At 66.5% G+C, this 26,963-nt stretch carries 20 protein-coding genes and 2 tRNA genes; 16 read left to right on the top strand and 6 right to left on the bottom strand.

The genetic code is table 11. The annotated features are described in order from the left end of the window. Nucleotides 1-13: 13 nt before the first annotated feature. Nucleotides 14-2,050, bottom strand: coding sequence for an FAD/NAD(P)-binding domain-containing protein (locus NIBR502772_RS05750; protein ID WP_141139430.1), 2,037 nt, complete (start codon nucleotides 2,048-2,050; stop codon nucleotides 14-16). Nucleotides 2,051-2,125: 75 nt separating this feature from the next. Between NIBR502772_RS05750 and NIBR502772_RS05745 the strand changes: the two genes are divergently transcribed. The 3 genes from NIBR502772_RS05745 to NIBR502772_RS05735 all read left to right on the top strand — a co-directional run bounded on the left by NIBR502772_RS05745 (nucleotide 2,126) and on the right by NIBR502772_RS05735 (nucleotide 6,365). Then, nucleotides 2,126-4,393, top strand: coding sequence for a prolyl oligopeptidase family protein (locus NIBR502772_RS05745; protein ID WP_141139429.1), 2,268 nt, complete (start codon nucleotides 2,126-2,128; stop codon nucleotides 4,391-4,393). Between the two features lie 135 nt (nucleotides 4,394-4,528). After that, nucleotides 4,529-4,616 (top strand) — tRNA-Ser (locus NIBR502772_RS05740). Between the two features lie 267 nt (nucleotides 4,617-4,883). Next, entirely contained in the window at nucleotides 4,884-6,365 is a 1,482-nt protein-coding gene (locus NIBR502772_RS05735) for an MFS transporter (protein WP_141139428.1), read from the top strand. Here NIBR502772_RS05735 and NIBR502772_RS05730 read toward each other — a convergent pair. Next, the gene (locus NIBR502772_RS05730; protein ID WP_141139427.1) at nucleotides 6,289-8,469 is read right to left on the bottom strand and encodes a RecQ family ATP-dependent DNA helicase; all 2,181 of its coding nucleotides are present in this window, start codon (nucleotides 8,467-8,469) and stop codon (nucleotides 6,289-6,291) included. The genes NIBR502772_RS05735 and NIBR502772_RS05730 overlap by 77 nt on opposite strands. Nucleotides 8,470-8,565: 96 nt before the next feature. Here NIBR502772_RS05730 and NIBR502772_RS05725 point away from each other — a divergent pair, with 96 nt between their 5' ends. From NIBR502772_RS05725 to NIBR502772_RS05710, 4 genes are all read left to right on the top strand, one after another. After that, nucleotides 8,566-9,984 carry a phosphomannomutase/phosphoglucomutase gene (locus NIBR502772_RS05725; protein WP_141139426.1) on the top strand — a complete coding sequence of 473 codons (1,419 nt, stop codon included), beginning with the start codon at nucleotides 8,566-8,568 and terminating at the stop codon, nucleotides 9,982-9,984. Beyond that, nucleotides 9,971-10,480, top strand: a complete 510-nt coding sequence (locus tag NIBR502772_RS05720; RefSeq protein WP_141139425.1) for a hypothetical protein — start codon at nucleotides 9,971-9,973, stop codon at nucleotides 10,478-10,480. Before NIBR502772_RS05725 ends, NIBR502772_RS05720 begins: the two co-directional genes overlap by 14 nt. 20 nt (nucleotides 10,481-10,500) lie before the next feature. Next, nucleotides 10,501-10,950: an Rrf2 family transcriptional regulator gene (locus NIBR502772_RS05715; RefSeq protein ID WP_104173963.1), complete on the top strand. Its 450-nt coding sequence runs from the start codon at nucleotides 10,501-10,503 to the stop codon at nucleotides 10,948-10,950. A gap of 161 nt (nucleotides 10,951-11,111) precedes the next feature. Then, complete coding sequence (locus tag NIBR502772_RS05710; protein WP_104063301.1) at nucleotides 11,112-12,272, top strand: globin domain-containing protein; 1,161 nt, start codon at nucleotides 11,112-11,114, stop codon at nucleotides 12,270-12,272. A gap of 133 nt (nucleotides 12,273-12,405) precedes the next feature. On the opposite strand, the gene NIBR502772_RS05705 is transcribed toward NIBR502772_RS05710, so the two are convergent. Continuing rightward, nucleotides 12,406-14,232 (bottom strand): phosphoenolpyruvate carboxykinase (GTP), encoded by a 1,827-nt coding sequence (locus NIBR502772_RS05705; protein ID WP_141139424.1) that lies wholly within the window; start codon nucleotides 14,230-14,232, stop codon nucleotides 12,406-12,408. Between the two features lie 276 nt (nucleotides 14,233-14,508). Here NIBR502772_RS05705 and NIBR502772_RS05700 point away from each other — a divergent pair. The 5 genes from NIBR502772_RS05700 (at nucleotide 14,509) to NIBR502772_RS05675 (ending at nucleotide 19,807) form a co-directional block, all read left to right on the top strand. After that, nucleotides 14,509-14,582 (top strand) — tRNA-Arg (locus tag NIBR502772_RS05700). A gap of 126 nt (nucleotides 14,583-14,708) precedes the next feature. After that, nucleotides 14,709-16,214, top strand: a complete 1,506-nt coding sequence (locus NIBR502772_RS05695; protein WP_141139423.1) for an NAD(P)/FAD-dependent oxidoreductase — start codon at nucleotides 14,709-14,711, stop codon at nucleotides 16,212-16,214. 124 nt (nucleotides 16,215-16,338) lie between these two features. Beyond that, on the top strand, nucleotides 16,339-17,046 hold the full coding sequence (locus tag NIBR502772_RS05690; protein ID WP_141139422.1) for an ABC transporter ATP-binding protein: 708 nt from the start codon (nucleotides 16,339-16,341) through the stop codon (nucleotides 17,044-17,046). Next, a complete protein-coding gene (locus tag NIBR502772_RS05685; protein ID WP_141139421.1) occupies nucleotides 17,043-19,079 on the top strand; it encodes a YhgE/Pip family protein in 2,037 nt (678 codons plus the stop codon). Before NIBR502772_RS05690 ends, NIBR502772_RS05685 begins: the two co-directional genes overlap by 4 nt. 113 nt (nucleotides 19,080-19,192) lie before the next feature. After that, nucleotides 19,193-19,807 (top strand): TetR/AcrR family transcriptional regulator, encoded by a 615-nt coding sequence (locus tag NIBR502772_RS05675; protein ID WP_141139420.1) that lies wholly within the window; start codon nucleotides 19,193-19,195, stop codon nucleotides 19,805-19,807. A gap of 559 nt (nucleotides 19,808-20,366) precedes the next feature. Here NIBR502772_RS05675 and NIBR502772_RS05665 read toward each other — a convergent pair. Continuing rightward, nucleotides 20,367-21,419 (bottom strand): EamA family transporter, encoded by a 1,053-nt coding sequence (locus tag NIBR502772_RS05665; protein ID WP_141139419.1) that lies wholly within the window; start codon nucleotides 21,417-21,419, stop codon nucleotides 20,367-20,369. 72 nt (nucleotides 21,420-21,491) lie between these two features. Between NIBR502772_RS05665 and NIBR502772_RS05660 the strand changes: the two genes are divergently transcribed. Then, nucleotides 21,492-22,472 (top strand): LysR family transcriptional regulator, encoded by a 981-nt coding sequence (locus NIBR502772_RS05660; RefSeq protein ID WP_141139418.1) that lies wholly within the window; start codon nucleotides 21,492-21,494, stop codon nucleotides 22,470-22,472. On the opposite strand, the gene NIBR502772_RS05655 is transcribed toward NIBR502772_RS05660, so the two are convergent. Both NIBR502772_RS05655 and NIBR502772_RS05650 read right to left on the bottom strand, forming a co-directional pair. Continuing rightward, a complete protein-coding gene (locus NIBR502772_RS05655) occupies nucleotides 22,450-22,977 on the bottom strand; it encodes a histidine phosphatase family protein (protein WP_141139417.1) in 528 nt (175 codons plus the stop codon). The two genes, NIBR502772_RS05660 and NIBR502772_RS05655, sit on opposite strands and share 23 nt — an antisense overlap. Nucleotides 22,978-23,161: 184 nt before the next feature. Continuing rightward, entirely contained in the window at nucleotides 23,162-24,028 is an 867-nt protein-coding gene (locus tag NIBR502772_RS05650) for a winged helix-turn-helix domain-containing protein (protein WP_141139416.1), read from the bottom strand. On the opposite strand from NIBR502772_RS05650, the gene NIBR502772_RS05645 reads away from it, so the two are divergent. The 3 genes from NIBR502772_RS05645 (at nucleotide 24,027) to NIBR502772_RS05635 (ending at nucleotide 26,948) form a co-directional block, all read left to right on the top strand. Further along, a complete protein-coding gene (locus tag NIBR502772_RS05645; RefSeq protein ID WP_141139415.1) occupies nucleotides 24,027-24,356 on the top strand; it encodes a hypothetical protein in 330 nt (109 codons plus the stop codon). The genes NIBR502772_RS05650 and NIBR502772_RS05645 overlap by 2 nt on opposite strands. Nucleotides 24,357-24,646: 290 nt before the next feature. Further along, a complete protein-coding gene (locus tag NIBR502772_RS05640) occupies nucleotides 24,647-25,387 on the top strand; it encodes a response regulator transcription factor (RefSeq protein WP_141139414.1) in 741 nt (246 codons plus the stop codon). Between the two features lie 7 nt (nucleotides 25,388-25,394). Continuing rightward, nucleotides 25,395-26,948, top strand: coding sequence for a cell wall metabolism sensor histidine kinase WalK (locus tag NIBR502772_RS05635; RefSeq protein WP_141139413.1), 1,554 nt, complete (start codon nucleotides 25,395-25,397; stop codon nucleotides 26,946-26,948). Nucleotides 26,949-26,963: the final 15 nt, after the last annotated feature.

Here is a 26,963-nt window from a genome sequence, read left to right as displayed (position 1 = left end):
GCGGCGGGGATCCTCAGTGCCCGAGGATCGCCTGCGCGATTTCGTCGGCGTCGCGGAGTGTCCTTTGCCCGCTGGCGTACGAGGGGCCGCCCGGCTGGAGCGCTTCCGCGGCGATGGCAGTGCCCCACTGCGTGGCCGAAAGCTGGAGGCCCAACACATAGAGACCCTCGGTCACCGAGCCGTTGGCCGCCACCGGCCGGTACGGGTGCGGCGCAACGTCCAGCCCGGTGGCCTGCACCGGCGCACCTTCCGCCGTCATCATCAGCCGGGGCCGCACCATCCCGTCCGCGAGGAGCTGTTCCAGGAGCGGTGAATCGTTCGCGGACACGCGGTTGGCCGGCGCGAGGGCCTCCACCATGGTCTTCGCCGCCACCGGCGGACCGTTCACCCAGGGCGAGACGGCGGTAAAGCGGCCTGATCGGCGGTCCACGCTGAACCGGGGGTCGGGCCCCACAAAGCTGACCACGCCGGCACGCGCCAGGGCAGCCAGCTGTTCAGCGCGCAGCGCGGGCGGCCCGCTGGCCAGGCCCTCCACAAATGACTCAAACCAGCCCCGCAGGCCGGCCACCCAGGACTCATCGGTGATACCGCCGTCGGCCACTGCCGTTTTCAGCACCGCGCGCCCGTGATGCAGCGCGCCGATGGCCATCTTCACCGGATCCTCCTCGCCCAGTGCGGACCGGCGGGCGTCATCGAGCAGGTACTCGACGACGGCGGCATCCAGTTCAGCGCGCGATCCGAAGGACCTGCCCGCCAGGGGAGACGCGAGGCCCGGCAGGTCCAGCCGGTGCCGCGGCCCGACGTGCACTGCAAGGACGCTCTCCACCGCGGCCTCCCAGTTGGCGGCGCTGTGGGCATGCGGCCGCAGCGCATCCTCCAGCGCGGCCAGGAACTCGGACGCATCGGGGACGGCCGCAGGCTGCGAGCGCACCAGGGTGGAGTAGTAGGCCCAGAGGGTGTCGCGGTGCAGCAGGGGCCAGAGATCGTGGTCGAAACCCGGGCGGATTCCGGTGGCAGCGAACCGTTCCAGCGCGGCCTCGGTCAGGTACCGCAGGGTGACCGACGCCGGGTAGTAGCCGGCCAGCGCGGCCTTGGCCCGGTACGGGGTGCCGCGGCGGGAGGCTGCAATGATCACGGGCTCCTGGCCGGAAGGCTGATACTCGAGCCGGATTCCGGCGTCGATGAACTTTCCGCCGCGGCCCTCCGTGAGCTGGCCCATCGCGTCGAAGAAGTTCAGCCCCATGCCCCGGACCAGGACCGGTTCGCCGGCCGGAATCGCGGCCCAGTCGACGTCCGCCGGGACGGCCGGCGGGAAGTAGCTCAGGCCCAGCTGAGCGGCCGCTGCCTGGAGTTCCCGCTGTTCCGGGTTCAGCCGGGACGCCAGGTGCCCCAAGGCGAGGACCACGGAATCGACCGTGAGGGAACCGCCGCCGGCGAGTCCGACGTCGAACGTTCCGGTACTAAGGGTTGTCCCGCCTGGGGTGCCGTCCCCTTGAGAACCGTCCCCCGGGGCGCCGTCCCCTGGCGTCCCCGCTGTTCCGTCGCGCGACGGGCGCACCGACACGGCCGTCGTTTCGTGGAAATTGACGGTGACGCCGTCGGGCAGTTTTGCCGTCAGCTCGTCCAGCGTGCAGCGCAGGTAGCGGCCGTACAGCGCCCGGCTGGGGAAGTCCCGCGATCCCAAGGCAGCCAGTTCGGACCGCTCGTCCAGTGTCAGGGCCGGCATCGGCTCACGCTGCTGCTGGGCACGCCAGCGGTCGAACGTGGTGCCCGCGACGGGCGGCGCCAGCCGGGGGTCTTCAGGGATGACCGTGGGATAGAAGGATTGGGTGTTCATGAGGTACAGCCGGGACTGACGGGGCTGCCACACGTGCCCCGGACCCGCCGGATAGGGGTCGACGACGTCGATGTGGAGGGATGCGGGGCCGGAGTGGGCAGCAGCGTGGGCGGCGGCGTGTGCGGCGGCGTGTGCGAGCAGGCGCTCCAGCACACTGGTTCCCCGCGGTCCGGCGCCGATGATGGCTGTCCGGATGCTCTTCGATTTACCCACGGCATCCAGAGTATCGGCATGCGCCACAGGCACTTGACTTGCTTGCGGCGCGAAAATGTTGTTTGGATGGGGCGCATGACCACCACTGCAGCTGATCAAGCGCCCGGTTCATCGCCCGCCCCCGAACCCACTGACGAGAACGTCTGGCTGGAGGAGATCTACGGCGAGGCACCGCTTGCCTGGGTCCGGGAGCAGAACGCCCGCACTGAGGACCTTTTGGAGGACGCCGATTACGTAGGCCTGGAAGGAAGCATCCTGGAGGTGCTGGACTCCACGGACCGGATCGCCATGGTGGGCAAGCGCGGCGAGTGGTACTACAACTTCTGGAAGGACCAGGCGAACCCGAAGGGGCTGTGGCGCCGCACCAGCTGGGAAAGCTACCTGACGGACTCCCCCGACTGGGACGTGCTGCTGGATGTGGATGCCCTCGCCGCCGCCGAAGGTGAGGAGTGGGTCTTCCACGGTGCCACGTTCCTTCGTCCCGCCGCCGGCGACCCGTACCGCCTCGCGCTGCTGGCGCTTTCCCCCGACGGCGGCGACGCCAACCGCTACCGCGAGTTCGACGTCGGGACCCGCACCTTTGTTGACCAGGCCGACGGCGGCTTCGACCTGCCGACGGCGAAGGGGAACGTTTCGTGGCTGGACGCGGACACGCTGCTGGTCGCCTCCACGGCCGGGGACCTGCCGCGGACCGCATCCTCGTATGCCCGGACGGCTGTCACCCTGCGACGCGGCGAGGCCCTCTCCGCGGCCGCCCGGCTTTTTGAGGTGCCCGAGGACCACATGATGGCCGTGGTGGCGCACGACTCCACTCCGGGCTTCGAGCGCACGTTCGCCGTGGACTACATCGATTTCTACAACCGCAGCACGTTCATCCGCTGGGACGACGCCTGGCTCGAGATCGATGCGCCGACAGATGTTAACCTCAGTGCGCACCGCGAATGGCTCCTGTTCCGACCTCAGCAGGACTGGTCCCTTGAGGGCAACACGTACCCCGCCGGGTCCCTGTTGGCCGCGAAGTTCGAGGACTACCTTGCCGGGGCGCGGGATCTCTTGGTGCTGTTTACGCCGGATTCGCACACGTCGCTGCAGTCGTGGAGCTGGACGCGGAATTTCCTGCTGCTGAACCTGCTGCGGGACGTCTCGTCCGAAATCCGGGTGCTGGATCCCTCTGTTCCCGGCGTTGCGGCCGACGGGGGTGCAGCTGCCGGTGGCGACTGGGCTTCGTCGCTGCTGGATGCCTGCCCGCCGCTGCACGACGTCAACGCCTACGCGGTGGACGACGAAGATGAAGGACCGGCCGACGGCGGTGACGGCGGCGGTGCGGGCGACGACTTCTGGCTGGTCGCCACCGGATTCACCACCCCCAGCACACTGATGCGCGGAAGCCTCACGCGGGATCCTGCCGGGACGGCTGGCTCCGCCAGGGGCGTTGCCGGGACGGCTTGCGTGGTGAGCAGCCATGCGGCAGTCAAGGCGTCGCCGTCGTTCTTTAATGACGACCAGTACGAGGTGCAGCAACACTTCGCCGTCTCCGCAGACGGCACCCGCGTCCCTTACTTCCAGGTGGCCTCGCGGGACCTTGTCCTGGACGGGCAGAACCCCACGCAGCTCTCCGGCTACGGCGGCTTCGAAGTCTCCCGGACCCCTGCGTACAGCGGAACCGTCGGCAGGGCTTGGCTCGAGCGCAGGACAGCCACCTCCGGCAGGCCCGGCGAGGCAGCGCACTCCCGCGGCGGCGTCTACGTTGTGGCCAACATCCGCGGCGGCGGCGAATACGGGCCGTCCTGGCACCGGGCCGCGCTCAAGGAAAACCGGCACCGCGCCTTCGAGGACTTTGCCGCCGTGGCGCAGCACCTCGTCCACCGTGGCGTCACCTCCCGGGAGCGGCTTGGCTGCGTGGGCGGGTCCAACGGCGGGCTGCTGGTAGGCAACATGCTCACCACCTACCCGGAACTTTTCGGGGCTATCTCCTGCGGCGTTCCGCTGCTGGACATGAGGCGCTACACGAAACTCTCCGCCGGGCACTCCTGGATCGCCGAATACGGCGACCCGGACGTGGCGGCGGAATGGGAGTACATCAAGACCTTCTCCCCGTACCACCTGCTCAAGGACGGCGTGGAGTACCCCGAAACATTCATCTGGACGGCCACGTCGGACGACAGGGTGGGACCGGTCCAGGCCCGCAAGATGGCCGCCCGGATGCAAGCGATGGGCATCCCGAATGTCTGGTTCCACGAAGCGCTGGAAGGCGGCCACGCCGGAGCTTCGGACAACCGGCAGGCCGCCGCGCTGCAGGCCCGCAGCCAGCACTTCCTATGGCGGACGCTGGCTGGCGGTTGAGCCCAGGGCACTGTTCCTGGGCCCGGCGCGAGGCATACCGTGGGGCAGGGCGCCGGGCCTGAGACAAGCGCTCACGGGCCGTTTTGCACTGCGTGCCCCGTTCTGCGTATCCTTGGTGGGCTAGTAATAGCCATTGGAGACGTGCCAGAGCGGCCGAATGGGCTTCACTGCTAATGAAGTGTGGGGCACAACTCCACCGGGGGTTCAAATCCCCCCGTCTCCGCGTTTGGCCCCGGTCCTGGACCGGGGCCTTTTGCGTTCCCTGGCCAAGTGCTTTTTTATGCCACCAAACCCAAACTAGAAAGCAGTAACTGTCGTTATGAGCGCTCATAACGACAGTTACTGCTACCTCCATGGGCGGGAGGCGGGCGTGGTGCGTAGGTGGGAGGCGGTGCCTGGCGCGTGGAGAGTGGGGTGGGCTGGACAGGCTGGCGGTCCGGGGTGCGGACGCACGAGGCTTCTCCCGGGGCGGCGGTGGCAGGATGGTGGAATGGCAGTTAGCAATTCCCCGGGCGAGGAAACCAGCACAAGCCAGGCGTGGAATCCACGCCTGGCGCTACTGGTGGCTGCCACGTTCTTTATGGAGTTCCTGGACGGCACTATCCTCACCACCGCCATCCCCAACATCGCCGGCGACTTTGGCGTTCCAGCCGCCGACGTCAACATCACCATGACGGCCTACCTCATAACCGTGGCCATGGGCATCCCGCTCAGCGGCTGGCTTGCTGAACGCGTGGGGGCCCGCAAAGTATTCTGCTTCGCGATCGCCCTGTTCACACTGGCTTCACTGGCCTGCGCCATCAGCCCCGACCTGACTGTACTGACTCTGAGCCGGATCCTGCAGGGCGTCGGCGGGGCCATGATGGTTCCTGTCGGCACCCTCCTGGTACTGCGCGGCACACCCAAATCGGAGCTTCTCCGGGCGACGGCTTTCCTGGTGTGGCCCGCGCTGCTGGCGCCCGTACTGGCGCCGCTGGTAGGCGGCGCCTTGACCACCTACCTGTCGTGGCACTGGATCTTCCTCATCAATTTGCCACTGGGGGCGGCCGCGTTCATCGCCGCACTCAGTCTGGTACCAGCCGGCGCCGGAGACAGGGCACGCAGGCTCGACTGGCTGGGCCTGCTCCTCACCACCACCGGCGTGGGCGCCCTGGTGGTGGGCCTGGAGCTGGCCACTGCCCACCCCGACGGTCCATGGGCAGCTATCGGCGCTGCTGCAGGGGTATGCGCCCTCGCGGGCGCCGTGCTGTGGATGACGCGGGCCAAAAACCCTCTGTTTGATCTCAGTGTTTTTTCCACCCGCACATTCCGGGCCATGGCCACCGGCGGGTTCGTCTACCGCCTGACCATCAGTTCGGTGCCGTTCCTCCTGCCCCTGATGTTCCAGACCGGTTTCGGCTGGTCACCGCTGCACGCCGGAATCATGGTGGCGGCCGTGTTCATCGGCAACATCGGCATCAAGCCGGCCACCACGCCGCTGATCCGGCGTTTCGGTTTCCGGGCCATGCTGGTCTTCGGCTCTCTGGCATCGGCGGTGACCTTCGCCCTGTGCGCCCTGCTCACTCCGGACACGCCGCAGGCCCTGATCTTCGCCCTGCTCGTGTGCAGCGGGGCGTTCCGCTCCATTGGCTTCTCCGCCTACGCGTCGGTGCAGTACGCGGACATTGCACCCTCCCAGCTGACCTCGGCCAATTCCGTGTCGGCGACCCTGGTGCAGCTCGCCGCAGGCGCCGGCATCGCCGTTGGCGCCCTGCTGATCCGGATTTTCGACGGCGTGGCGGCCTTCCCCACGGATCACGCTGGCCCCTTCCGCGGAGCTTTCCTCACCATGGCCGTCCTGATGCTCTTCAGTACGGCGGACAGCCTGTCACTGCACCGGCACGCCGGCGCCGAGGTCAGCCGGCCTGGGCAAGCACGAGCGGAAGGACAGCCCCCGCCCCCGCCTGGCGCAGGGCGCGTCCAGCCACGGTAACGGTCCACCGGCTGTCCACGAGGTCGTCGATCAGCATCACGCCCTGGCCGCGAAGTGACGCCATGGCGGCCTCCAACTCCGGGCCCACCATGACCCGGTCCCAAACGCCCGCCAACCGGTATGCACTGTTCCCGCCACGGCTTCCAGTGGGTCCGCCGTGGCCCAGGTCCAGCTCGCCGAGGTAAGGGATCCTGCCGATTTCCGAAATTCCCTGGGCAAGGGAGCGCACCAGTTCAGGCTTGCTGCGGGAAGGCATGCTGACGATCGCGGCCGGCCGGCCTGCACCGCTCCAGCCCGGGTTCCGGCCGTCACCGGTAGCCCATTCCCGCAGGACCTGGACACAGGCCTGCAGCATGGCAGGATCCACCGGCCGGTCTGCGGCGCCGGCCGCAAAGAGTTCCCGCAGCGCCCCGCCCCAGCCGAGATCGGTAAGCCTTGCCAGCACGCGGCCGTCAGCGAGTCCTTCGTCAGGCTTGATCTTGCCCTTGACCGGAACGCCCAGACGGTCCATGCCACTGGGCCACTGCAGCCGTGCCTCCAGGACACCACCGGCGCGGGTGAGCGTCTGACCCGCCGCTACCGTGGCGTCCTCAGCGATATCGGCCCGGAACCAGCGGCCCGCGCAGTTGTCGCACTTCCCGCAGGCGTGCGCGGTCTCGTCATCGAGGACCGAGGTGATGTATTCCATCCGGCACCCGGCGGTGTCCTGGTAGATCACCATGGAGTCCTGCTCGTCCACCCTGGCCTCGGCGATCCGGCGGTAACGCTCGGCGTCGTAGATCCAGGGCTGGCCTGTGGAACGCCACCCGCCGCCGACACGTTCCACGGCCCCATCCACGGCCAGGACCTTCAACAGCAGCTCCAGCGGGGTGCGGCGGAGATCAACCCGGGCCTCCAGCGCCACCGTTGACACGGCAGTTCCGGCCTCGGCCAACGCTGTCAGCACCGCTGTGGCTTTCTCCTCGGACGGCATGGAGGCGGTGGCGAAGTACTGCCAGATATCCCGGTCTTCAGAACCCGGCAGCAACAGCACATCAGCGTTCGCCGCGCCACGGCCCGCACGGCCCACCTGCTGGTAGTACGCCACCGGGGACGACGGTGCTCCGAGGTGGACGACGAAGCCAAGGTCCGGTTTGTCGAAGCCCATACCGAGCGCCGAGGTGGCCACCAGCGCCTTGACCTGGTTGTCCTTGAGCATCTGCTCTGCGCGCTCACGGTCCGCGGGATCGGTCCTGCCGGTGTAGGCCTGCACTATGTGCCCGGCTTCGGCGAGAAGCCGGGCGGTGTCCTCCGCTGCGGAGACGGTCAGTGTGTAGATGATGCCGCTGCCGGGCAGATCGGCCAGGTGCGTCAGGAGCCAGCCCAGCCGTTCGCGGGAATTCGGGAGGGCGAGGACACCCAGGCGCAGGGAATCCCGGCCAAGGGTGCCGCGGATGGTGAGGACGCCCGCGCCCAGCTGTTCCTCGATGTCGTGGACCACGCGCGAGTTGGCCGTTGCGGTGGTGGCAAGGACAGGCACGGACTCCGGCAGCTGGGTGATCAGGTCAGCGATCCGGCGGTAGTCCGGCCGGAAGTCGTGGCCCCAGTCCGAAATGCAGTGGGCTTCATCAATCACCAGCAGGCCCGTCCGCCGGATGAGCTCCGGCAGCTGGTTCTCACGGAAGGACGGGTTGGTGAGCCGTTCCGGCGAAACCAGCAGCACGTCGACTTCATCGGCGGCGAGCTGTTCCCTGACGGTGTCCCAGTCCAGCTGGTTCGCCGAGTTGATGGCCACGGCACGCACTCCGGCGCGGGCGGCGGCAGCCACCTGGTCCCGCATCAGGGCGAGCAGCGGCGAAACGATCAGGGTGGGGCCGGCGCCGCGGCGCCGGAGCAGCAGGGACGCCACAAAGTACACGGCCGATTTTCCCCAACCGGTGCGCTGGACCACCAAAGCCCGCCGGCCGCCGTCGACCAGTGCTTCAATCGCCTCAAACTGTCCGTCGTGGAAATCCGCCGCCGGATGCCCCACAAGTTCGCGGAGAACCTCCAGCGCCTGGCTTTTTGTGGCGGAGGCTGAGTCAGGTGAAACGGAAAGAAGGGCGGCGTTCTGGGTATCGACCATTGATTCAGTATCCCAGCCCCCACCGACACCCAAAAAGCCGGGACCGCCGTATGTGGACAACCATGAACGTCCGCGGCTCCACGTAAGATAAAACCCGTGACTAGCGAACAGACAAAGACTTTTGACCTCTCGGCATCCTTCAAGGCCTACGACGTCCGGGGCATCGTGGGCGAATCCATCACCGCTGAAATCGTCGAAGCCGTGGGCGCCGCGTTCGTTGATGTGCTGGAACTGGAGGGCCAGACGATCCTGGTAGGCGGCGACATGCGTCCCTCCTCCCCCGAGTTCGCCAAGGCTTTCGCTGACGGCGCAGCCACCCGCGGCGCCGACGTCAAGCTCCTTGACCTGATCTCCACCGACGAGCTGTACTACGCCTGCGGTTCCCTCAACGCCGCCGGCGCCACGTTCACCGCCAGCCACAACCCTGCCGAATACAACGGCATCAAAATGTCGAAGCCCGGCGCGCAGCCCATCTCCTCCGAATCCGGCCTCAAAGAGATCCAGGCCCTCGCCGAGAAGTACCTCAACGAAGGCTCCATCCCGGCGGCCCCCGCCCGCGGCCTGATCGGCGTCCACGACATCCTGAAGGACTACTCCGAGTACCTCCGCCAGCTGGTGGACCTCTCCGGATCCCGGCCGCTCAAGGTAGTTGTGGACGCAGGCAACGGCATGGCCGGCCTCACCACCCCGGCGGTGCTGGGCGACGCCCTGCTGCCCAAGCTGCCCTTCGAGATCATTCCCCTCTACTTCGAGCTGGACGGTTCCTTCCCGAACCACCCGGCCAACCCCCTCGAGCCGGAGAACCTCCGCGACCTGCAGGCCGCCGTCATTGAGCACGGCGCCGATATCGGCCTGGCATTCGACGGCGACGCCGACCGCTGCTTCGTCATCGACGAAAAAGGTGAGCCCGTGTCGCCATCAGCCGTCACCGGCATGGTGGCACGCCGCGAAATCGCCCGCGCCCAGGCGCAGGGCGAGGCAACGCCCACCGTCATCCACAATCTGCTCACCTCCCGTGCAGTGCCCGAACTGGTAGAGCACGACGGCGGCCGTGCCGTCCGCACGCGCGTGGGCCACTCCTTCATCAAGGCAGTCATGGCCGAGGAAGGTGCCGTGTTCGGCGGCGAGCACTCTGCCCACTTCTACTTCCGCGACTTCTGGAACGCAGACACCGGGATGCTCGCGGCAATGCACGTGCTCGCTGCCCTCGGCGAGCAAGACGGTCCGCTGTCCGAACTCGGCCGCGAGTACGAGCCCTATGTCTCCTCAGGCGAAATCAACTCGGAAATCGAGGACAAGGCGGGAGCCGTTGAGCGCGTCCGCACCGACTTTGCCGCCGAGGACATCACCGAGGACACCATGGACGGCAGCACCTTCACGGCAAATGACGGCAGCTTCTGGTTCAACCTGCGCCCGTCCAACACGGAGCCCTTCCTCCGCCTGAATGTGGAAGCAACGGACCGGGCCACGATGGAACGCGTCCGCGACCGCGTGCTCTCCAATGTCAGGCGCTAAGCCGGAAGTGGCCCACGAAGCCACGGACGGCCCGGCTGCGGTGGCTTCGTGGCGGGATTCCGTTCCGGAGGCCTCGGCCACGGACCTGGAAAACCTGCTGGGCACAGGCATCGGCGCAGCCCAGGAACAGCTCGAGCGAAACGGCGGCTTCCTGCCGTTCGCACTGGTAGTGGAGAACGACGGTGAGGTCCGGCTGGTGGCTGTCACGCCGGCTGATGCCGAGGACGGCTCCGACGGTGACTTTGACGCGGACACGATGATCAGCGACCTCACCGAACTGCTCCGGCAGAACCGGGCTGATTTCCGCGCGGCCGCTATTGTCTGCGACATCCTCTTGGTGGAGGAAGAAACAGATGCCATCCATGTAGCCGCTGAACACCGCGACGGATCCGTCTTCGCCGCGGTCCTCCCCTACGCCGCCAACACCGGGACCCACGAATGGGAGTTTGGCCAGCTCGCCGCTGACACCAGCGAACCCACCGTCTGGGTGGACTAGACCTCCACTGGGTTGATGACATGAAGATCAATGCCTTCGCGGATGTGAGCCTGCGGGCCATGATGGTGCTGTCCGCAGCCCCTGACGGCAACCTGCTGACCACGCAGAGCATCGCCGATGCCGTGGGCACCCCGTACAACCACGTCAGCAAGGCCATGGCAAAGCTCCGTGAACTTGGCGTGATCGACGTCGAACGCGGCCGCAACGGCGGCTCCAGGCTCAACGACGCCGGACGCAAGGCCACCGTGGGCCAGTTGCTGCGGCTCCTGAACACCCGGGTGGATCCGGCGGACTGCCATTCATTGAACGGCGACTGCCCACTCATCAACGAATGCCGGCTTCGCGGTGCCCTTTCGCGCGCCCGGGAAGCCTTTTACCGGGAACTCGACGACATCGTGGTGTCCACCCTTCCCGGATCCCGCCAGATGGCGCCCGTGTTCCAGGCGATCGGGCTCCGCCCGGGGCTCTGACTCCCGGCTCCCCTGCAGCCCGGGCATTTCCGGATCCGTAGTCCCCAATTTTGATATCTCTTCTACGAAGTGTAGAACTTAAGTATAAATACTTGTATTTCAAATACATGTATTGACCGCGGTCCGGATGTACGCCCCGGGCCCCTACCTCAGGAGTACGCATGCTCTCGGACAAATCCCGCCCCGTCATTGAGGCCACCCTCCCGTTGGTCGGTTCCCGGATCGGCGAAATCACCCCCAAGTTCTACGCCCGGCTCTTCGCGGCGCACCCGGAGCTGCTGGACGGGCTCTTCAGCCGCTCGAACCAGCGCAACGGCAACCAGCAGCAGGCCCTGGCCGGAAGCATTGCCGCTTTCGCCACCCACCTGGTCAACAACCCCGGCACCCTGCCGGAGACGGTACTCGCCCGCATCGCTCACCGCCACGCCTCCCTCGGCATTACCGAACCCCAGTACCAGGTGGTCTACGAGCACCTCTTCGCCGCCATCGCCGAAGACCTGGCCGAGGTCATCACACCGGAAATCGCCGAGGCCTGGACCGAGGTCTACTGGCTGATGGCGGACGCCCTGATCAAACTCGAAAAGGGCCTCTACGCCGCACAGGCCAACGGCACGATGTGGAGCCCCTGGAAGGTCGCCGCCAAGACCCCCGCCGGCACCGGCTCGATAACCTTCACCCTGGAACCGGCCGACGACACCCCCATCACTCCCGCCCTGCCCGGCCAGTACGTCAGCGTCAAGGTCACCCTCCCGGACGGGCTGCGCCAGGTCCGCCAGTATTCGCTCTCCGGCGACGCCGGCACGAGCCGCAGCTTCACCACCAAGAAGGACGACGGCGGCGAAGTCTCGCCCGTGCTGCACGACACCGTCCAGGTGGGCGACGTCCTCGAAATCTCCAACCCCTACGGTGAAATCACGCTCAAGGAAGGCGAGGGCCCGGTGGTCCTGGCCTCCGCCGGCATTGGCTGCACGCCCACCGCGTCCATCCTGCGCTCCCTCGCGGAAGCCGGCTCGGACCGCCAGGTCCTGGTCCTGCACGCGGAAAGCGATCTGGAGTCCTGGGCGCTGCGCTCCCAGATGACGGACGACGTCGAACGCCTCAAGAGTGCCGACCTTCAGCTCTGGCTGGAAGAACCGCAGGCCGGCTCCAACGCAGGCTTCATGTCGCTGCGTGAAGTGGACCTGCCGGCAAATGCGTCGCTGTACCTCTGCGGGCCGCTGCCGTTCATGAAGCACATCCGCAACGAGGCCATCAACGCCGGAATCCCCGCCACGAAGATCCACTACGAAGTCTTCGGCCCGGACATCTGGCTGGCGTCTTAAAGACAGATGCGCGAACGGACACTTAAGCCCCGGGGCTTAAGTGTCCGTTCGCGCATCAAGAGGCAAAGCACGACGGCGGCCCCGCACCTTCCAGGGGGAAAGGTGCGGGGCCGCCGTCGTGCTTACAGGAGTGTCAGCCCAGGCGGGCCTTCAGGCCAGCGAGCTCGGACTGCAGCGCCTCGGGCAGCGAGCTGCCGAAGTTGGCAAACCATTCCTCGATGGAGGCGAGTTCGGTGGCCCACTCGGCCGGGTCGACGCGGACTGCTTCTTCGACCTGTGCAGGCGTCATGTCCAGCCCCTTGAGGTCGATCGCATCGCCGGTGGGAACGAATCCGATGGGGGTTTCCACGGCGTCAGCCTTGCCTTCGAGGCGTTCGATGGCCCACTTGAGGACGCGGGCGTTGTCACCGAATCCGGGCCAGGCGAAGCCGCCCTCGGAGTTGCGGCGGAACCAGTTGACCAAGAAGATCTTGGGCAGGCGCTCCGGGTTGGCCTTGGCGGACAGGTTGACCCAGTGGTTCAGGTAATCGCCTGCGTCGTAGCCGATGAAGGGCAGCATGGCCATCGGATCCCGGCGGACTACGCCCACCTCACCGGCTGCCGCGGCAGTGGTCTCGGAGGACAGCGTGGAACCCATGAAGATGCCGTTTGACCAACTGCGCGCCTCGGTCACCAGCGGGATGGTGGTCTTGCGGCGGCCGCCGAAGAGGATCGCGGAAAGCTCCACACCGTTCGGGCTGTGGTACTCCTCGGCCAGCATGTCGATCTGGTCGATCGGCGTGCAGAAGCGCGAGTTGGGGTGGGCTGCCGGCTTGTCCGAATCCGAGGTCCAGGAGTTGCCCTGCCAGTCGGTCAGGTGAGCGGGCACTTCCTCAGTCATGCCCTCCCACCACACGCCGCCGTCGTCGGTCAGTGCCACGTTGGTGAAGATGCTGTTGCCCTTGGCGATGGCGCGCATCGCGTTGGGGTTGGTGCCCCAGCCTGTGCCCGGGGCCACGCCGAAGAGGCCGGCCTCGGGGTTGACGGCGCGGAGCTCGCCTTCCTTGCCGAAGCGCATCCAGGTGATGTCGTCACCCAGGGTCTCCACCTTCCAGCCTTCGATGGTGGGATCAAGCAGCGCGAGGTTGGTCTTGCCGCAGGCGGACGGGAAGGCAGCCGAGACGTAGTACGTCTTCTGCTCCGGGGACGTCAGCTTCAGGATGAGCATGTGCTCAGCCAGCCAGCCTTCGTCGCGGGCCATCACGGAGGCGATGCGGAGTGCGTAGCATTTCTTGCCCAGCAGCGCGTTTCCGCCGTAGCCGGAGCCGTAGGACCAGATGGAGCGCTCCTCGGGGAAGTGAACGATCCACTTGTCCGGGTTGCACGGCCACGGCACGTCAGCCTGGCCTGCTTCGAGCGGCGCACCCAGGGAGTGCAGGGCCGGCACGAAGAATGCGTTGGTCTCGGTGATGCGGTCCAGCACGTCGGTGCCGATGCGGGCCATGATGCGCATCGAGGCAACAACGTAGGCGCTGTCGGTGATCTCCACGCCGAACTTGGGATCCTCAGCGTCTAGGTGCCCCATCACGAACGGGATGACGTACATGGTGCGTCCGCGCATGGAGCCGGCAAACAGCCCACGCAGCTTTTCCTTCATCGCAGCCGGGGCCATCCAGTTATTGGTGAAGCCGGCGTCGTGCTCCTTCTCGGAACAGATGTAGGTCTGCTCTTCCACGCGGGCTACGTCTGCGGGATCAGAGAATGCAGCGAAAGAGTTGGGGAACAGTTCCTGGTTCAGGCGCGTCAGCGTTCCTGCTGCGACGAGTTCATCGGTAAGAAGCGTGTTTTCCTGTTCGGACCCGTCAACCCAGTGGATCCGGTCGGGCTGCGTGAGTCCAGCAACCTCTTCGACCCATGCCAGCAGGCCAGCATGCGTGGTGGGTGCTTTCTCAAGCAGCGGCAGTCTTGCGAGATCGCCCATTGCGGTTCCCTTCCTCGGGGTCATCGGTGTGGACTAAATGCTATTGGCCGCCCAAGGGCGTCATGGGAGGTCAGCGGTGCACGTTCGTGATCGTTGGAGCCGAAAACCGCGCAAATTCAAGGAAAACCACGCCCAAACGGCCGTATTTAAGTGACGAAGGTCACCTAGACCGGTCTAGTCGGCTAGATTACATGCTTCTCGATTTGGTACTCCGGGCAACCCTCGCGTAAAGTAATTCGAGGTTCGGGGAGCAAGAAACTCCGCGAAACACAAAATGCGCCCATAGCTCAGCTGGATAGAGCGTCTGTCTACGGAACAGAAGGCCGGGGGTTCGAATCCCTCTGGGCGCACAGAGAAAGGCCTGTATCGGTTCGCCGGTACGGGCCTTTTGTCGTTTAAGTCACCCCTTTCTGCAGTCACCGGAATGACGACGACGGCGCTCCCCGCCTCCCGCGAGGCGGGCGTACGCTGGACGAATGACGCCTGAAACGCTGCAACGTGAATTCGATGTCATTGTGATCGGCGCTGGTGCCGTGGGGGAAAACGTCGCCGACCGGGTGGTCCAGGGCGGCCTGACGGCTGTCCTTGTTGAAGCCGAACTGGTGGGCGGCGAATGCTCGTACTGGGCCTGCATTCCGTCCAAAGCCCTGCTCCGCCCCGGCACAGCCCTGCACGGCGCACAGACGGTACCCGGCGCAGCGGAAGCCGTCACCCTGACACTGGATGCAGCGGCAGTCCTGAAGCGCCGGGACTATTTCACCGCAAACTGGCAGGACGACAGCCAGGTGAAGTGGCTGGAAGATACCGGGATTGAGCTGATCCGTGGCCACGGCTGGATCACCGCGCCGCGCACCGTTGAAGTAGCCGGGCTGGACGGCAACACTTATGAACTCAAGGCGCGTCACGCCGTCGTACTCGCCACCGGCTCCACGCCAACCACACCTCCCATCGAGGGCCTGGCGGACCTGCAGGTCTGGGGCACACGCGAAGCCACCTCGGCCAAGGAGGTACCGGAGCGCCTGGCTGTAATCGGCGGGGGCGTCGCGGGCAGCGAGCTGGCGCAGGCATTCGCACGCCTGGGCTCGGACGTGACGCTGGTGGCCAGGAGCGGCCTGCTGGGCACGTTCCCCGCACAGGCCAGCAAACTTGTGGTCGCGGGGCTGCGCGCGGACGGCGTGGCGGTCCGCCTCAATACGTCCACCGAAAGTGTCCGGGAAAACGACGACGGCACGTTCACCCTGACACTTCAGGATCAGACGCCGGACGTCCGCACCACCGTCATTGCGGACAAGGTCCTCGTTTCAACAGGCCGGCATCCCGCCCTCGAAGGCCTCGGCCTGGAAAGCCTGGGTTTCGAGGCGCAGGACGGGCAGCCGCTGAAACTCACCACCGACTCCACTGGACTAGTCCAGGGCGTCCAGGACGTCCCGGGCACCCCGGGTGAGAAGGGCGAGGAAGGTGAGGATCCCTGGCTCTACGCTGTTGGCGACGCCGCAGGCAGAAATTTCTTCACGCACCAGGGCAAGTACGAGGCCCGGGCTACCGGCGATGCCATCGCGGCCCGCGCCAAGGGCGAACTCAGCGGCGCCCCCGAGGCTTGGAGCCGCTACGCCCAGACCGCCAGCCAGCATGCTGTCCCGAACGTGGTGTTCACGGATCCCGAACTGGCGGCCGTGGGGCGCTCGGTGGAGCAGGCAAAGCGGGACGGCTACAACGTGTCGTCCGTGGAGCTGCCAATCCAAGTGTCGGGTTCGTCCCTGCATTCGGAACATTACGAAGGCTGGGCGCAGCTGGTGGTGGACGAGGACCGGCGGGTCCTGCTCGGCGCCACCTTCGCGGGCCCGGACGTGGGCGAACTGCTGCACGCGGCCACCATCGCAGTAGTGGGCGAGGTCCCGCTGGAGCGGCTGTGGCATGCGGTGCCATCGTTTCCCACGGTCAGCGAGGTGTGGCTGCGGCTCCTGGAGAAGTACGGCTTGTAGGAGGGACCGCAAGTGTCAGTTCGCGCTGGCCTGCTTCACGCGCGCCTCCTCCACCCGCACTATTTGAACTGACCAGTCAGTTCAGTTAGGCTGGAGGTGGACATACACCGTCGAAAGGCCATTTTTGCTCTCCGTACAGCAGCTCCTTGTGAAGGGCCGGCGCGACGATTTGCTTCCGCCCACCTCTCTGCGGGTCGGCCGGGGTGAGCTCCTCCTCGTCACCGCCGAACGCCAGGACCAGCGGACAGCCCTTGCCCTGACCATCAGCGGGCGCATGAAACCCACTGGTGGCCGGATGTCCTGGGACGCCAACGAACGCATCAAATCCCTCCGCCTCGCGAGCGCCTTGGTGGATTCCCCCAACGTAAATGAGCCCGAGCAGCACCTCAGTGTCCGGGACCTTGTCACCGAGGACCTCGCCCTGATCCCCCGCCGCTACCGGGGCGCGCTGCTGAGCAAGCCCTGGCTCAAAGTCAATAGTTTCGAGGACATCGCGGACCTGTGGACGGAGCAGCTGGCGCCGGACCGGCGCATTGAACTGCTGACGGCACTGGCCCTCGCCAACCCGCACACCGACCTCCTGGTGGTGGACTCCCCCGACAGGCACGGTGCCCACGCTGCGGACTGGCTCCCGCGGCTTGAGGAGCTGGCGTACGACGCCGGCCGGCCGCTCGCCGTCGTCGTCACCGTTACTGCCCTCCCGGCAGGGTGGACGGGACCGGCCACGGTGATCGGCAACGCCGTCGCTGACGTGGACGAAGCGTCCGATGCGCCGGCTCTCACAGACGAAGAAACCGAATCCCTCTTACTCGAAACCGAGGATGCCAAGTGACCGTGCTGCGGCTGGCCCGTTCCGAACTCAAGCGGATGACCGGTGGGTTGCTGCCGAAGCTGACCATCCTGGCCCTGATCATGGTGCCGCTCCTGTACGGGGCCGTGTACCTGTACGCCAACTGGAATCCCTACGGGAACCTGAACCAGATCGAGGCCGCCCTGGTGGTGGAAGACACCGGCGCCACGTCCAGCGACGGCACCGAGCTCCAGGCGGGCAAAAAGGTGGCGGACGGCCTGGTGGAGGGGAACGTCTTCAACTGGCAGGCGGTCCCCTCGGCGGCCGAGGCCGACGCAGGGGTCAGCAGCGGCAAGTACGCGTTTGCACTGAAAATCCCGGCAGAATTCTCCACGAACCTGGTCTCACCTGGCAGCTTCGATTCAGCCAGCCAGGCGATGCTGAATGTCACCACCAACGATGCCAACAACTACCTGCTGAGCACCATCGTGGACAAGCTGACCACCGCGGTGCACACAACTGTGGCCAAGGAAGTGGGCGAAGAGACGGCGAACCAGCTGCTGACCGGGTTCGGCACCATCCACGCCCAGATGCTCAAGGCCGCCGACGGCGCCGGGCAGCTGGCGGACGGCGTGGCCACCCTCCGCGACGGGACCGTCACCCTGCATACGGGCACCAGCGAGCTCAGCGCGGGAGCCGGCGAGCTCTACAACGGGCAGCTGAAACTGCGTGACGGGGCCAATCAGCTGACTGACGGCGCCGGGCAGCTCAGCGGCGGGCTCTCCGTCCTGAAGGACAGCACCGCCACGCTGCCCACCGACACCCGGACGCTGGCCAACGGCGCGGCCCAGGTGGCTGCGGGGAACGCGCAGCTGAACACCAAGGTCCAGGACGTCGTCACGCAGCTTGATGCCGCGGACCAGGGACTCCGGACGCGCGTGATCGAATCGAATGCCCGCCTGGTCGCCTCCGAAGTCATCACCCAGGTGCAGGCAGACAAAATCCTGGCCGACTTCGATACGGTGGCAGCCTCCAGCCCCGTGGCCGCGGCGAAAACCCGGATCCAGACCGACGCCACCCAGATCCAGCAGCTCGCGGACGGCTCCGAAGCCGTGAGCGTCGGCGCAGCCCAGCTGGCCACGGCCACCCCCGCGCTGAAGGACGCCATTGTTCAGGCTTCCGGTGGCGCTGACCAGCTCCACACCGGGGCGGCCACGCTGGCCACCAGCGAGCAGACTGCGCTCGACGGCGCCGGACGCCTCGCGGAAGGGGCGCAAACGCTCGACGCCGGTGCGGGGCAGCTGGAAGCCGGGGCCGGCACCGCCGCTGACGGCTCACGGACGCTGACCGACGAAATTTCCAAGGGAGCCGGGCAGGTGCCCAACCCGGACGATTCGCAGAAGAGCAGCCTCTCAGAGGTGATCGCCGATCCTGTTGCGGTCAGCAATGTCTCCCAGGCAAAGGCGGACTCCTACGGCGCGGGGCTGGCACCGTTCTTCCTGACGCTCGCGTTGTGGATCGGCATCTTCATGCTGGTCCAGGCGATGCGGCCCATCACCCAGCGGGCCCTGGCGTCGAACGCCCCGGCCTGGAAAATCGCCGTCGGCGGCTGGCTTCCGTTCCTGGCCGTTTCGGTGGTGCAGGCGAGCTTGCTGACCCTCGTGGTGAACTTGGCGTTGGGCCTCAACCCCGCGCATCCGGTGCTGATGTGGCTGTTTATGCTGGCCGCGGCCATGGCCTTCAGCGCCATCATCCAGGGCATCGTGGCGCTGCTGGGGTCACCCGGCAAGCTGGTGGTGCTGATCCTGCTGGTGCTACAGCTGGTGTCCTCGGGTGGCACGTTCCCCTGGCAGACCACCCCGCAGCCGCTCCATGTTGTCCACGAAATCCTGCCCATGGGCTACGTGGTCACGGGCATGCGGCACCTCATCTACGGCGCGGACCTGTCCGGGATCGTGCCCACTGTCCTGGGGCTGCTCGGCTACACGTTGCTGGGCGCGGCGATGTCCACGTTTGCGGTCCGGAAGCACAAGTACTGGACGCTCAAAACGCTCAAGCCGGAGATCGCGGTATGAGCCCGCCCGCGCCGGGATCTGGGGTGCCCGATCCTGGCGTGCATGGTCCTGGCGTGCCTGAGCCTGGGGTGCACGTTCCGGGCGTGCATGATCCCGTGGGCCACGATCCCGCCATGCACGGTCCCGCCGAGAAGAAACTCCGCCCGGCCCGGACTAATGCCACCCGGCAGAAGCTCTTCGACGCGTCCATGGAGCTGATCGGCCAGCGTGGCGCAGCGGGTGTCACTGTGGACGAGATCGCCGCGGCGGCGGGCGTCTCCAAGGGCACTGTCTACTACAACTTCGGCAGCAAGTCGGACCTGATCGCGCAGCTGCTGCGGCACGGCGTGGACATCCTGAAGGCACGCCTGCTTAGCGAGGCCGGGCAGCCCGGTGCCGATCCACTGGTGGCCATGGAGGCCATGATCGGCCAGGCCATGGATTTTATGGACGATTACCCGTCCTTCGCCCGTTTGTGGGTGAGCGAAAACTGGCGGACTCCCAGCGAATGGCGGGACACGTTCGCGGTCCTCCGTTCTGAACTCCTGGCGGTCATCGGCGCTGCCATAGAGAACGTGGCTGCCGTCTATCCGGTGGACGAATCGATCTCGCGGGGAAGCCTCGAAACGGCGATCTTTGGCGCCTGCTTTGTGGTGGGGCTGGACCGGCAGACCTACAACCCGGAACGCACCCGTGACCAAAGCGTTGCAGCAATCATGGCAATCATGCGCGGCTATGTCGTGAAGTAGCAGGGATGATTGGACACATGCGCCACATGGGTAACAGCGGGAAGTTCGCCGTGATCGCGGCCGTCGCCGCCGTGGGCATGCTGGTGCTCACCGCCATCACCCTGGAAGAGGCCGTGATGGTCACGTTCCTGGGCCTGGTTGCGCTGGCCTATGTTGCGGCTGTGGCGGAGGTCCTGGCCCGCGGGCGCCACTTTGTATTGGTGGCCACCGCTGTGGGATCCAGCCTCACCATTGCCTTCTCCCTTGCCTTCGTCAGCACCTGGGAGCTTGCCTTCGCCGAGCAGTCCTCGATCTTCGGCACACCGCTCCCCACCGGGGATCCGGACAACTACTTCTACTGGGGTGGGGCCTCAGCGGTGGCCACGCTGGCGGTCCTGTTCCTTGGCGCAGTCTGGCCGGCGGGCAGGCGGTTGGGGACTGCCAAACGGAGGCCCGCGCCAGCCAAGCGGCGGCCCGCTTCCGGCACTGGCCGCCCTGCCGCGCGGCGCCCGGCAACTGGAGCCACCGCGGCCCGGGGCGCGTCAACCGGGGGCGCGGCACCCCGGGGTGCCGCCACCGGTCAGCGTGCGTCGGGCTCCCGCGCACCCGCCCGGATGCCAGCCTCGGCAGCCAAGCGGCCGTCGTCGTCCGCCTCCCCGGTCCGCAAACCGGCACCCAAACCGGGCACCAAGACGGGCGCCAAGACGGGCGCCAAACCGGCGCCGCGCCGCTGACCCAACCGCAGAACCTGCCGCTGATTCAGCCGGCCTCGGCCGGTGAGCACGGCAGTCGCCACCCCGCCCAGGAGGAGCAACCCGCCAGCCAGTTCCGCCGGCGTGGGCACCTCCCCCAACGCCAGCCAGGCCGCGCTCATGCCCACCACGGGCACCAGCAGGGTAAAGGGCACCACGGCGGACGACGGATAGCTGGCCAGGAGCCGGTTCCAGATCCCATACCCCACCAGCGACGCGAAAATGGCCGTGTACAGGGCACTCAGGATCGTGGCCGGCTGGAGGTCTGCCAGCGTGCCGAACACCGCGTCCGGCCCGTCCACCAGCAGCGACAGCCCGGCCAGGGGCAGGGGAACCACTGCGCCTGACCAGACCACCAGCCCCAGCCCGGAGGCGGCCTTGGCCTGACGCGCAATGACGTTCCCGGCCGCCCAGGACAGCGCGGCTCCCAGGACGATGATGAGCGGGAGCACCGGGGCCACGGCACTGCGGCCGACGGCCACCACGGCCAGCCCCGCAACGCCAAGAACGACGCCGGCCAGTTGGCTCCGGCTGGGCCGCTCGCGCAGGAACCCGGCGGCCAGGAGGACGGTGAGCAGCACCTGGGCCTGGAGGACCAGGGAGGCGAGGCCGGCCGGCATGCCCAGCGCCATGGCCAGGTAGAGAAGGCCGAACTGGCCCGCGCTCATAAAGACGCCGACGCCGATGATCGCCTTCCAGCTGACGTCGGGCTTCCTGATGAAGAAGATCCAGGGGAAGACCACCAGGAGGAACCGCATGGCCACAAACAGCAGCGGGGAAACCTCACGGCCGTTCGCATGCAGGCCGAAGTCGATGGCCACGAAGTTCAGGCCCCAGAGAACGGCGACCAAGGCAGCAAGGAGGGAGTGTCGGAGATTCACGGTCCCACTCTTGCAGACCGGCAGATGAAGCACCAGCGTTGAATTCTGCGTCGAATCATGTACGTTTGCTTCATGATTGAGATCGGTTCGCTGCGGGCACTGACGGCGATTGAACAGCACGGTTCGGTCATCGCGGCGTCGGAGGTGATGGGCTTCAGCCCGTCGGCCGTCTCCCAGCAGATCAAGAAGCTGGAGAAACAGACCGGATTCCCCGTCCTGGAGCGCCGCGGCCGCGGGGTGCTGCTGACGGAGCGCGGGCTCACCCTGGCAGCTTACGGCCGGCGCATCCTGTCAGAGCTCGAGGAGCTGGAATCCACGCTCTTGGCGGATCCGGCCAAACCTACCGGGCACCTCAAGGTTGTTGCCTTTTCCACGGCCTGCAGGGGCCTCGTGGGGCCGCTGCTGGGACGGCTGGCCTCATCCGGAGCGGACCTGGACCTCAGCGTGCTGGCCGAGGACCCGCGGGAAGCCGTGGCGCGGGTGGCCAACGGGGAGGCGGACCTGGGCGTGGTCCACAACTGGAACTCCGTCCCGCTGGTCATACCGGAGCACATGAACCTCGAGTGGTTGTGCGAGGACGTAGCGGACGTCCTGGTGCACCGCGACCATCCCTTGGCAGGACGCGGCCAGGTGGAGCCGGCGGATCTGGTGGACGAGCGCTGGATCAGCACGCCGCACGGAGCCATCTGCAACGAGGCCCTACTGAGGATCTTCGCCGACCTTGGCCGGGTGCCGGACATCAGGGTCTACGATCCAGACTTCGCAACCCACATCGCACTGGTGGAGCAGGGAGCCGTGGTGGCGCTGGTCCCCCGCCTCGGCCGGCCCGCGCTTCCTGCGAACGTCGTCGGCCTGCCCCTGGTCAACCCCATGCAGGTCAGGCAGGTGGGCATCGTGTACCGCCGCACCATGGCGGCCAGCCCGGGCATCCAGTACGTCGCCGGACTGCTGCGGGAGGTCGCCGGGTCCCATGGGGTCAGTGAGTCCCATAGGGTCAGTGAGTCCAATGGGGTCACTGGGTCCCGTGGCGTTAGTGCGCTCGCGGGACCTTGAACTTGGTCAGCCGGGCGTCCTGCCCGTCCAGTTCGGCCCAGGATTTTTCCGTTTCCAGCACCGTGAGGGCGCTGGTGGGGTAACGCGTGGCGGCGTCCATGTAGGCGTCGTGGTTTGAGTCCCGTGAGGCCAGGTGCATGGCGAGGTCCTGGACGCCAGGCATGTGCGAGATGAGCATCAGTGTGGTGACGGTGTCAGGCACGTGGTTGACCACGGCGAGCATCCGCAGCGCAGAGGCGGCGTAGAGGCCGTCCTCAAGTTTCGGCGTCGGGGCCTTGTCCCCCAGTTCAGAGCACACCCACGTGCAGGTCTGGCGGGTGCGCAGCGCACTGGAACAGAGGATGAAGTCCGGGAAGATGCCGTGTTTGACCAGCCACTTGCCGGCCAGGGGCGCCTCGCGGTGTCCCCGTTCCTCCAGCGGCCGCTCATGATCCGCCACACCGCCGGGCCAGTCGGACTTGGCGTGCCGCATGATCACCAGGCGTTTGATGTGGTGGTCGCTCATCCCCCAAGCCTAACGCCCACACAGGTGGGCCGCGCCGCCGTCGAACATCAGCCGCGGAGGCCAACACTCGCGGGGCCGGACTGAACGCGAAAAGGCGGCACATCCCGAAAGCGCCGTTGTTGCGTGAGGTACGAGCGCAGGCGCAGAGGGATCGTGCCGCCTTTTGGCGGTACTGAAGTAAGGACTAGATCGAGTATTCCGGAGCGGCCCAGACAATAACTTCGGGGTGCTCGTAGAAGCGGTAGCCCTGGCCGCGGACGGTACGGACGGTGTTGGCGAGGCGGCCCAGCTTGGAGCGGAGACGGCGGATGTGGACGTCGATGGTGCGCTCGTTGGGGACTTCCTCGGCGTTGCGCCACAGGCCCTCAAGCAGTTCATCGCGGCCAACCGTGCGGGTGCCGTTTTCCACCAGGTAGTTCAGGAGTTCGAATTCCTTGAAGGTCAGGTTCAGGGATTCGCCGTCAAGGTGGACTTCGCGGCGGGCGAGGTCGATCAGGACGCCGGACGGGCGCAGGTCCTGGGGCTGCTGCAGCCGGGCAGTCTCGGTGCGCTTCTGCGCGTTCACGGTGGGGTCACCAAAGGTGGAACGGACGACGTCGAGCGCGGAACCGGGGGTGCCGGCCGGCGCCACGGCCACGGCCGCGTAGCTTTCAGCACCGGTCACGAGTGACTGTGCGTAAGCGCGGATTTCCTGGGCAAGCTTGGCAATGGAGGTTCCGGCAGCCGCTGCGGTCTCCTCGTCGATGCCCATGTAGAGGACAAATCCGCGGGCCACGGTGTCATTGGCGACCGGGCGTACACTGTTGGGTCCCGCGATCACCGGAGTGGGCGCGGTGAGCGGCGCGGCTTCGGCAGGCTGGACGGCGCGGAGCTGGCCGTAGGAACTGGGGTTGTAGCCCTGGGGTGCGTAGCCGGGGGCAGGAAAGCTGGCCCCGGGTGCAGCCGGGGCGAACGCCGGTCGGGCACCGAACCCCTGGCGGAGGCCGGAAGCCTGGCCGGCCTTGCCTGCGTTACGGACGGAGATGTGGACGTATCCGGATGCAACTGACATGAATGCTTACCTCAATGTGAATGGCCGTCATCGCGGCTCGAATGCTGATTGTCCCCGCAATGAAATCTGGGGATGGCGCCCTACGCTGGGCTGGGGGCGAATGCCTAAGAACTTCGTGGGGTCTGAAGATCAGGCGTGCATTCGACAACAGCGCATGTCGGCAGCAGCGGATGTGCTGGGCCAATATTCTGCGGCTGCAGGTGCTGTTGAGTTCTTGTTCACAATTGAAAGTGTGCAACGTAACAATGAAAACTTGCAAGTAACAATGGGTGCAACGTTCCGCATACTGAGACAAAATACGGATTTGTGTTACAGATCACCATTCTGATTTGGCGGCAAAATAGGAGTTGTTGTCCGCCATGGGTGCGCAAATGGCCCTCTCCGGCGAACAATGTTCGCCCTTTCGCCATATCAAGACCTTGAAATTCACCGGCCAATGACTTGCCGAGATTCCCTGCCGGGTTTTGTCGCCTGTCCAGCGGAGAAGGCGTCCGCCGGCGGATTGTCGGCGTCCCGCCCGGCCCCCAGATCGCCCATCCAGCTCGCTAGGCTGGGATTCACAGCGTGCGCACAGGAACCCCATAGCGCGGGCTAACCGAATGATCGGAGAGTTGTCCCATGGCCACTTCGCACTCCATGACCAACAACCTTCCACAACTGACCCACCCGGACGGCTCCCCCATCCGCGCCCTGGTGGTTGACGACGAACCCAGCCTTTCCGAGCTCATGAGCATGGGGCTGCGCATGGCCGGCTGGTCCGTTGCGGTGGCTTCGGATGGCCCGGAGGCCGTCAAGCTTGCCAAGGAGTTCCGCCCGGACGTCCTGGTGCTGGATGTGATGCTGCCAGGGTTCGACGGCGTTGAGCTGCTGGGCAGGATCCGCGCCTTCGCGCCGGAGGTACCTGCGCTTTTCCTGACGGCCAAGGACGCCGTCCAGGACAGGATCGTGGGCCTGGCGGCCGGCGGGGACGACTACGTGACCAAGCCGTTCAGTATGGAAGAGGTCCTGCTGCGGCTGCACCGCCTGGTCCAGCGCTCCGGCGTTGCCGCGATGGACACTGCCGAACTTGTGGTGGGCGATCTTGTCCTCAACATCGACACGCGCGAAGTGACCCGTGCGGGCGACGCCCTCCTGCTCACCGCCACCCAGTTCGAGCTGCTCCGGTACCTCATGGAGAATCCCAAACGCGTCATCAGCAAAGCCCAGATCCTGGACCGTGTCTGGAACTATGACTTCGGCGGCCAGGCCAACATTGTGGAGCTTTACATCTCCTACCTGCGCAAGAAAGTGGATGCAGTGCACCCGCCCATGATCCATACCGTGCGGGGCGCCGGCTACGTCATCAAACCGGCTGAGTAGCAGCTCCATGTCCTCGCCGCGAGCAACCCCAGCACCAGCCCGGAGCTGGCTGAAACCGGACACCTGGCATCTGCGCACGCGCCTGATCCTGTTGGCCATGGCCCTGCTGGTGGCCATCTGCGGCGCCGTGGGGCTGTTCAGTTACGCCTCCATGGATTCCTTTCTCACGGGTCAGCTGGATGAACAGCTGAGCCAGGCCGCCAAACTCTCGAACGGTCCGGGCCGCCCGCCCCTGGGCGGATTCAACGGCAGGCCGGACCCGCTTGACTCCCGCGGGCAGAGTGTCGGAACGCTGAATGCGCGGATCCTGAACGGCCAGATCCCCAGTGGCGGTTTCCTGGACTCGGACACCACACGCCTACCCCTCGACTCCGAGGACAAGCAGACCCTGCTGGCGCTGACGCAGAACGGCATCCCCGTGAACCGCTCGCTGTCCAACGGGGATTACCGAATTGTGGCCGTCCAAACCGGCTACGGCGATGTCCTTGTCACGGGCCTTCCGCTCGCCGCCAAGGAGAGCACGCTGGCATCGCTGGTGTGGACCTTTGTGTTTGTCTCCTTGGGCGGCCTGGCGCTGATCGGACTGGCAGGAACCGTGCTGATCCGGCGCACCATGAAGCCGCTGGAGCAGCTTTCCGAGGTGGCAACCCGGGTGGCCCGGCTCCGGCTGGACGCGGGCGAGGTGGCACTCGCGGTGCGCGTCCCGCCGTCGAACTCCAACCCCGGAACCGAAGTGGGCAGCGTAGGGCACGCCCTGAACCTGATGCTGGACAACGTCGCCAGTGCCCTCGAGGCGCGGCAGCGGAGCGAGACCAAGGTGCGGCAGTTCGTTGCCGACGCTTCCCATGAGCTGCGCACCCCGCTGACCGCCATCCGCGGGTACACGGAGCTGATGCGGATGACCGAGGACTTCACGCCGGACGGCCGGAAATCCCTGGCCCGGGTCCAAAGCCAGTCCGAACGCATGACCACCCTGGTGGAGGATCTGCTCCTGCTCGCCCGGCTCGATGAGGGCCAGCCCCTGAAGCTCAGCGAAGTTGACCTCACACAACTCGTGATCGAAACCGTCAGTGACGAGAAGGTCATCGCCCCGGACCACCAATGGCGCCTTGAACTGCCTGACGAGCCGCTCGCCGTCACGGGTGATGCATCCCAACTGCGTCAGGTGCTTGTCAACCTGCTATCCAATGCGCGCAAGCACACGCCGCCGGGAACCACCGTGGTCACCGCTGTCACGAAGTCTGCCAATGGCGGCGCAGCGGTGACGGTAACGGACGACGGCGGGGGCATCCCTGCGGAGTTCGTTGACCACGTTTTCTCCCGGTTTGCCCGCGCAGACGCGGCGCGCAAGGGTACGGCGCCGGCCTCGGGCGCCGGGGCGTCCGAAGGCACAAGTGGCTTGGGCCTGGCCATTGTCCAGTCGATCATGGAGGCCCATGGCGGGAGCGTGGAAGTGACATCACGGGCCGGACGGACGGAGTTCGCATTGCTCTTCCCTGCCGGCGCGCTGGCGCAACCCACTGACGCCCGAGCGCAGCAAGGCGACACACCATCGCCGTGATTCCCGTTACCAAAA

The organism is Pseudarthrobacter sp. NIBRBAC000502772 (assembly GCF_006517235.1).
Taxonomy (GTDB): Bacteria; Actinomycetota; Actinomycetes; order Actinomycetales; family Micrococcaceae; genus Arthrobacter.
The sequence above is the reverse complement of the archived record's forward strand: the minus strand, read 5'-3'. Positions and strand labels throughout refer to the sequence as shown.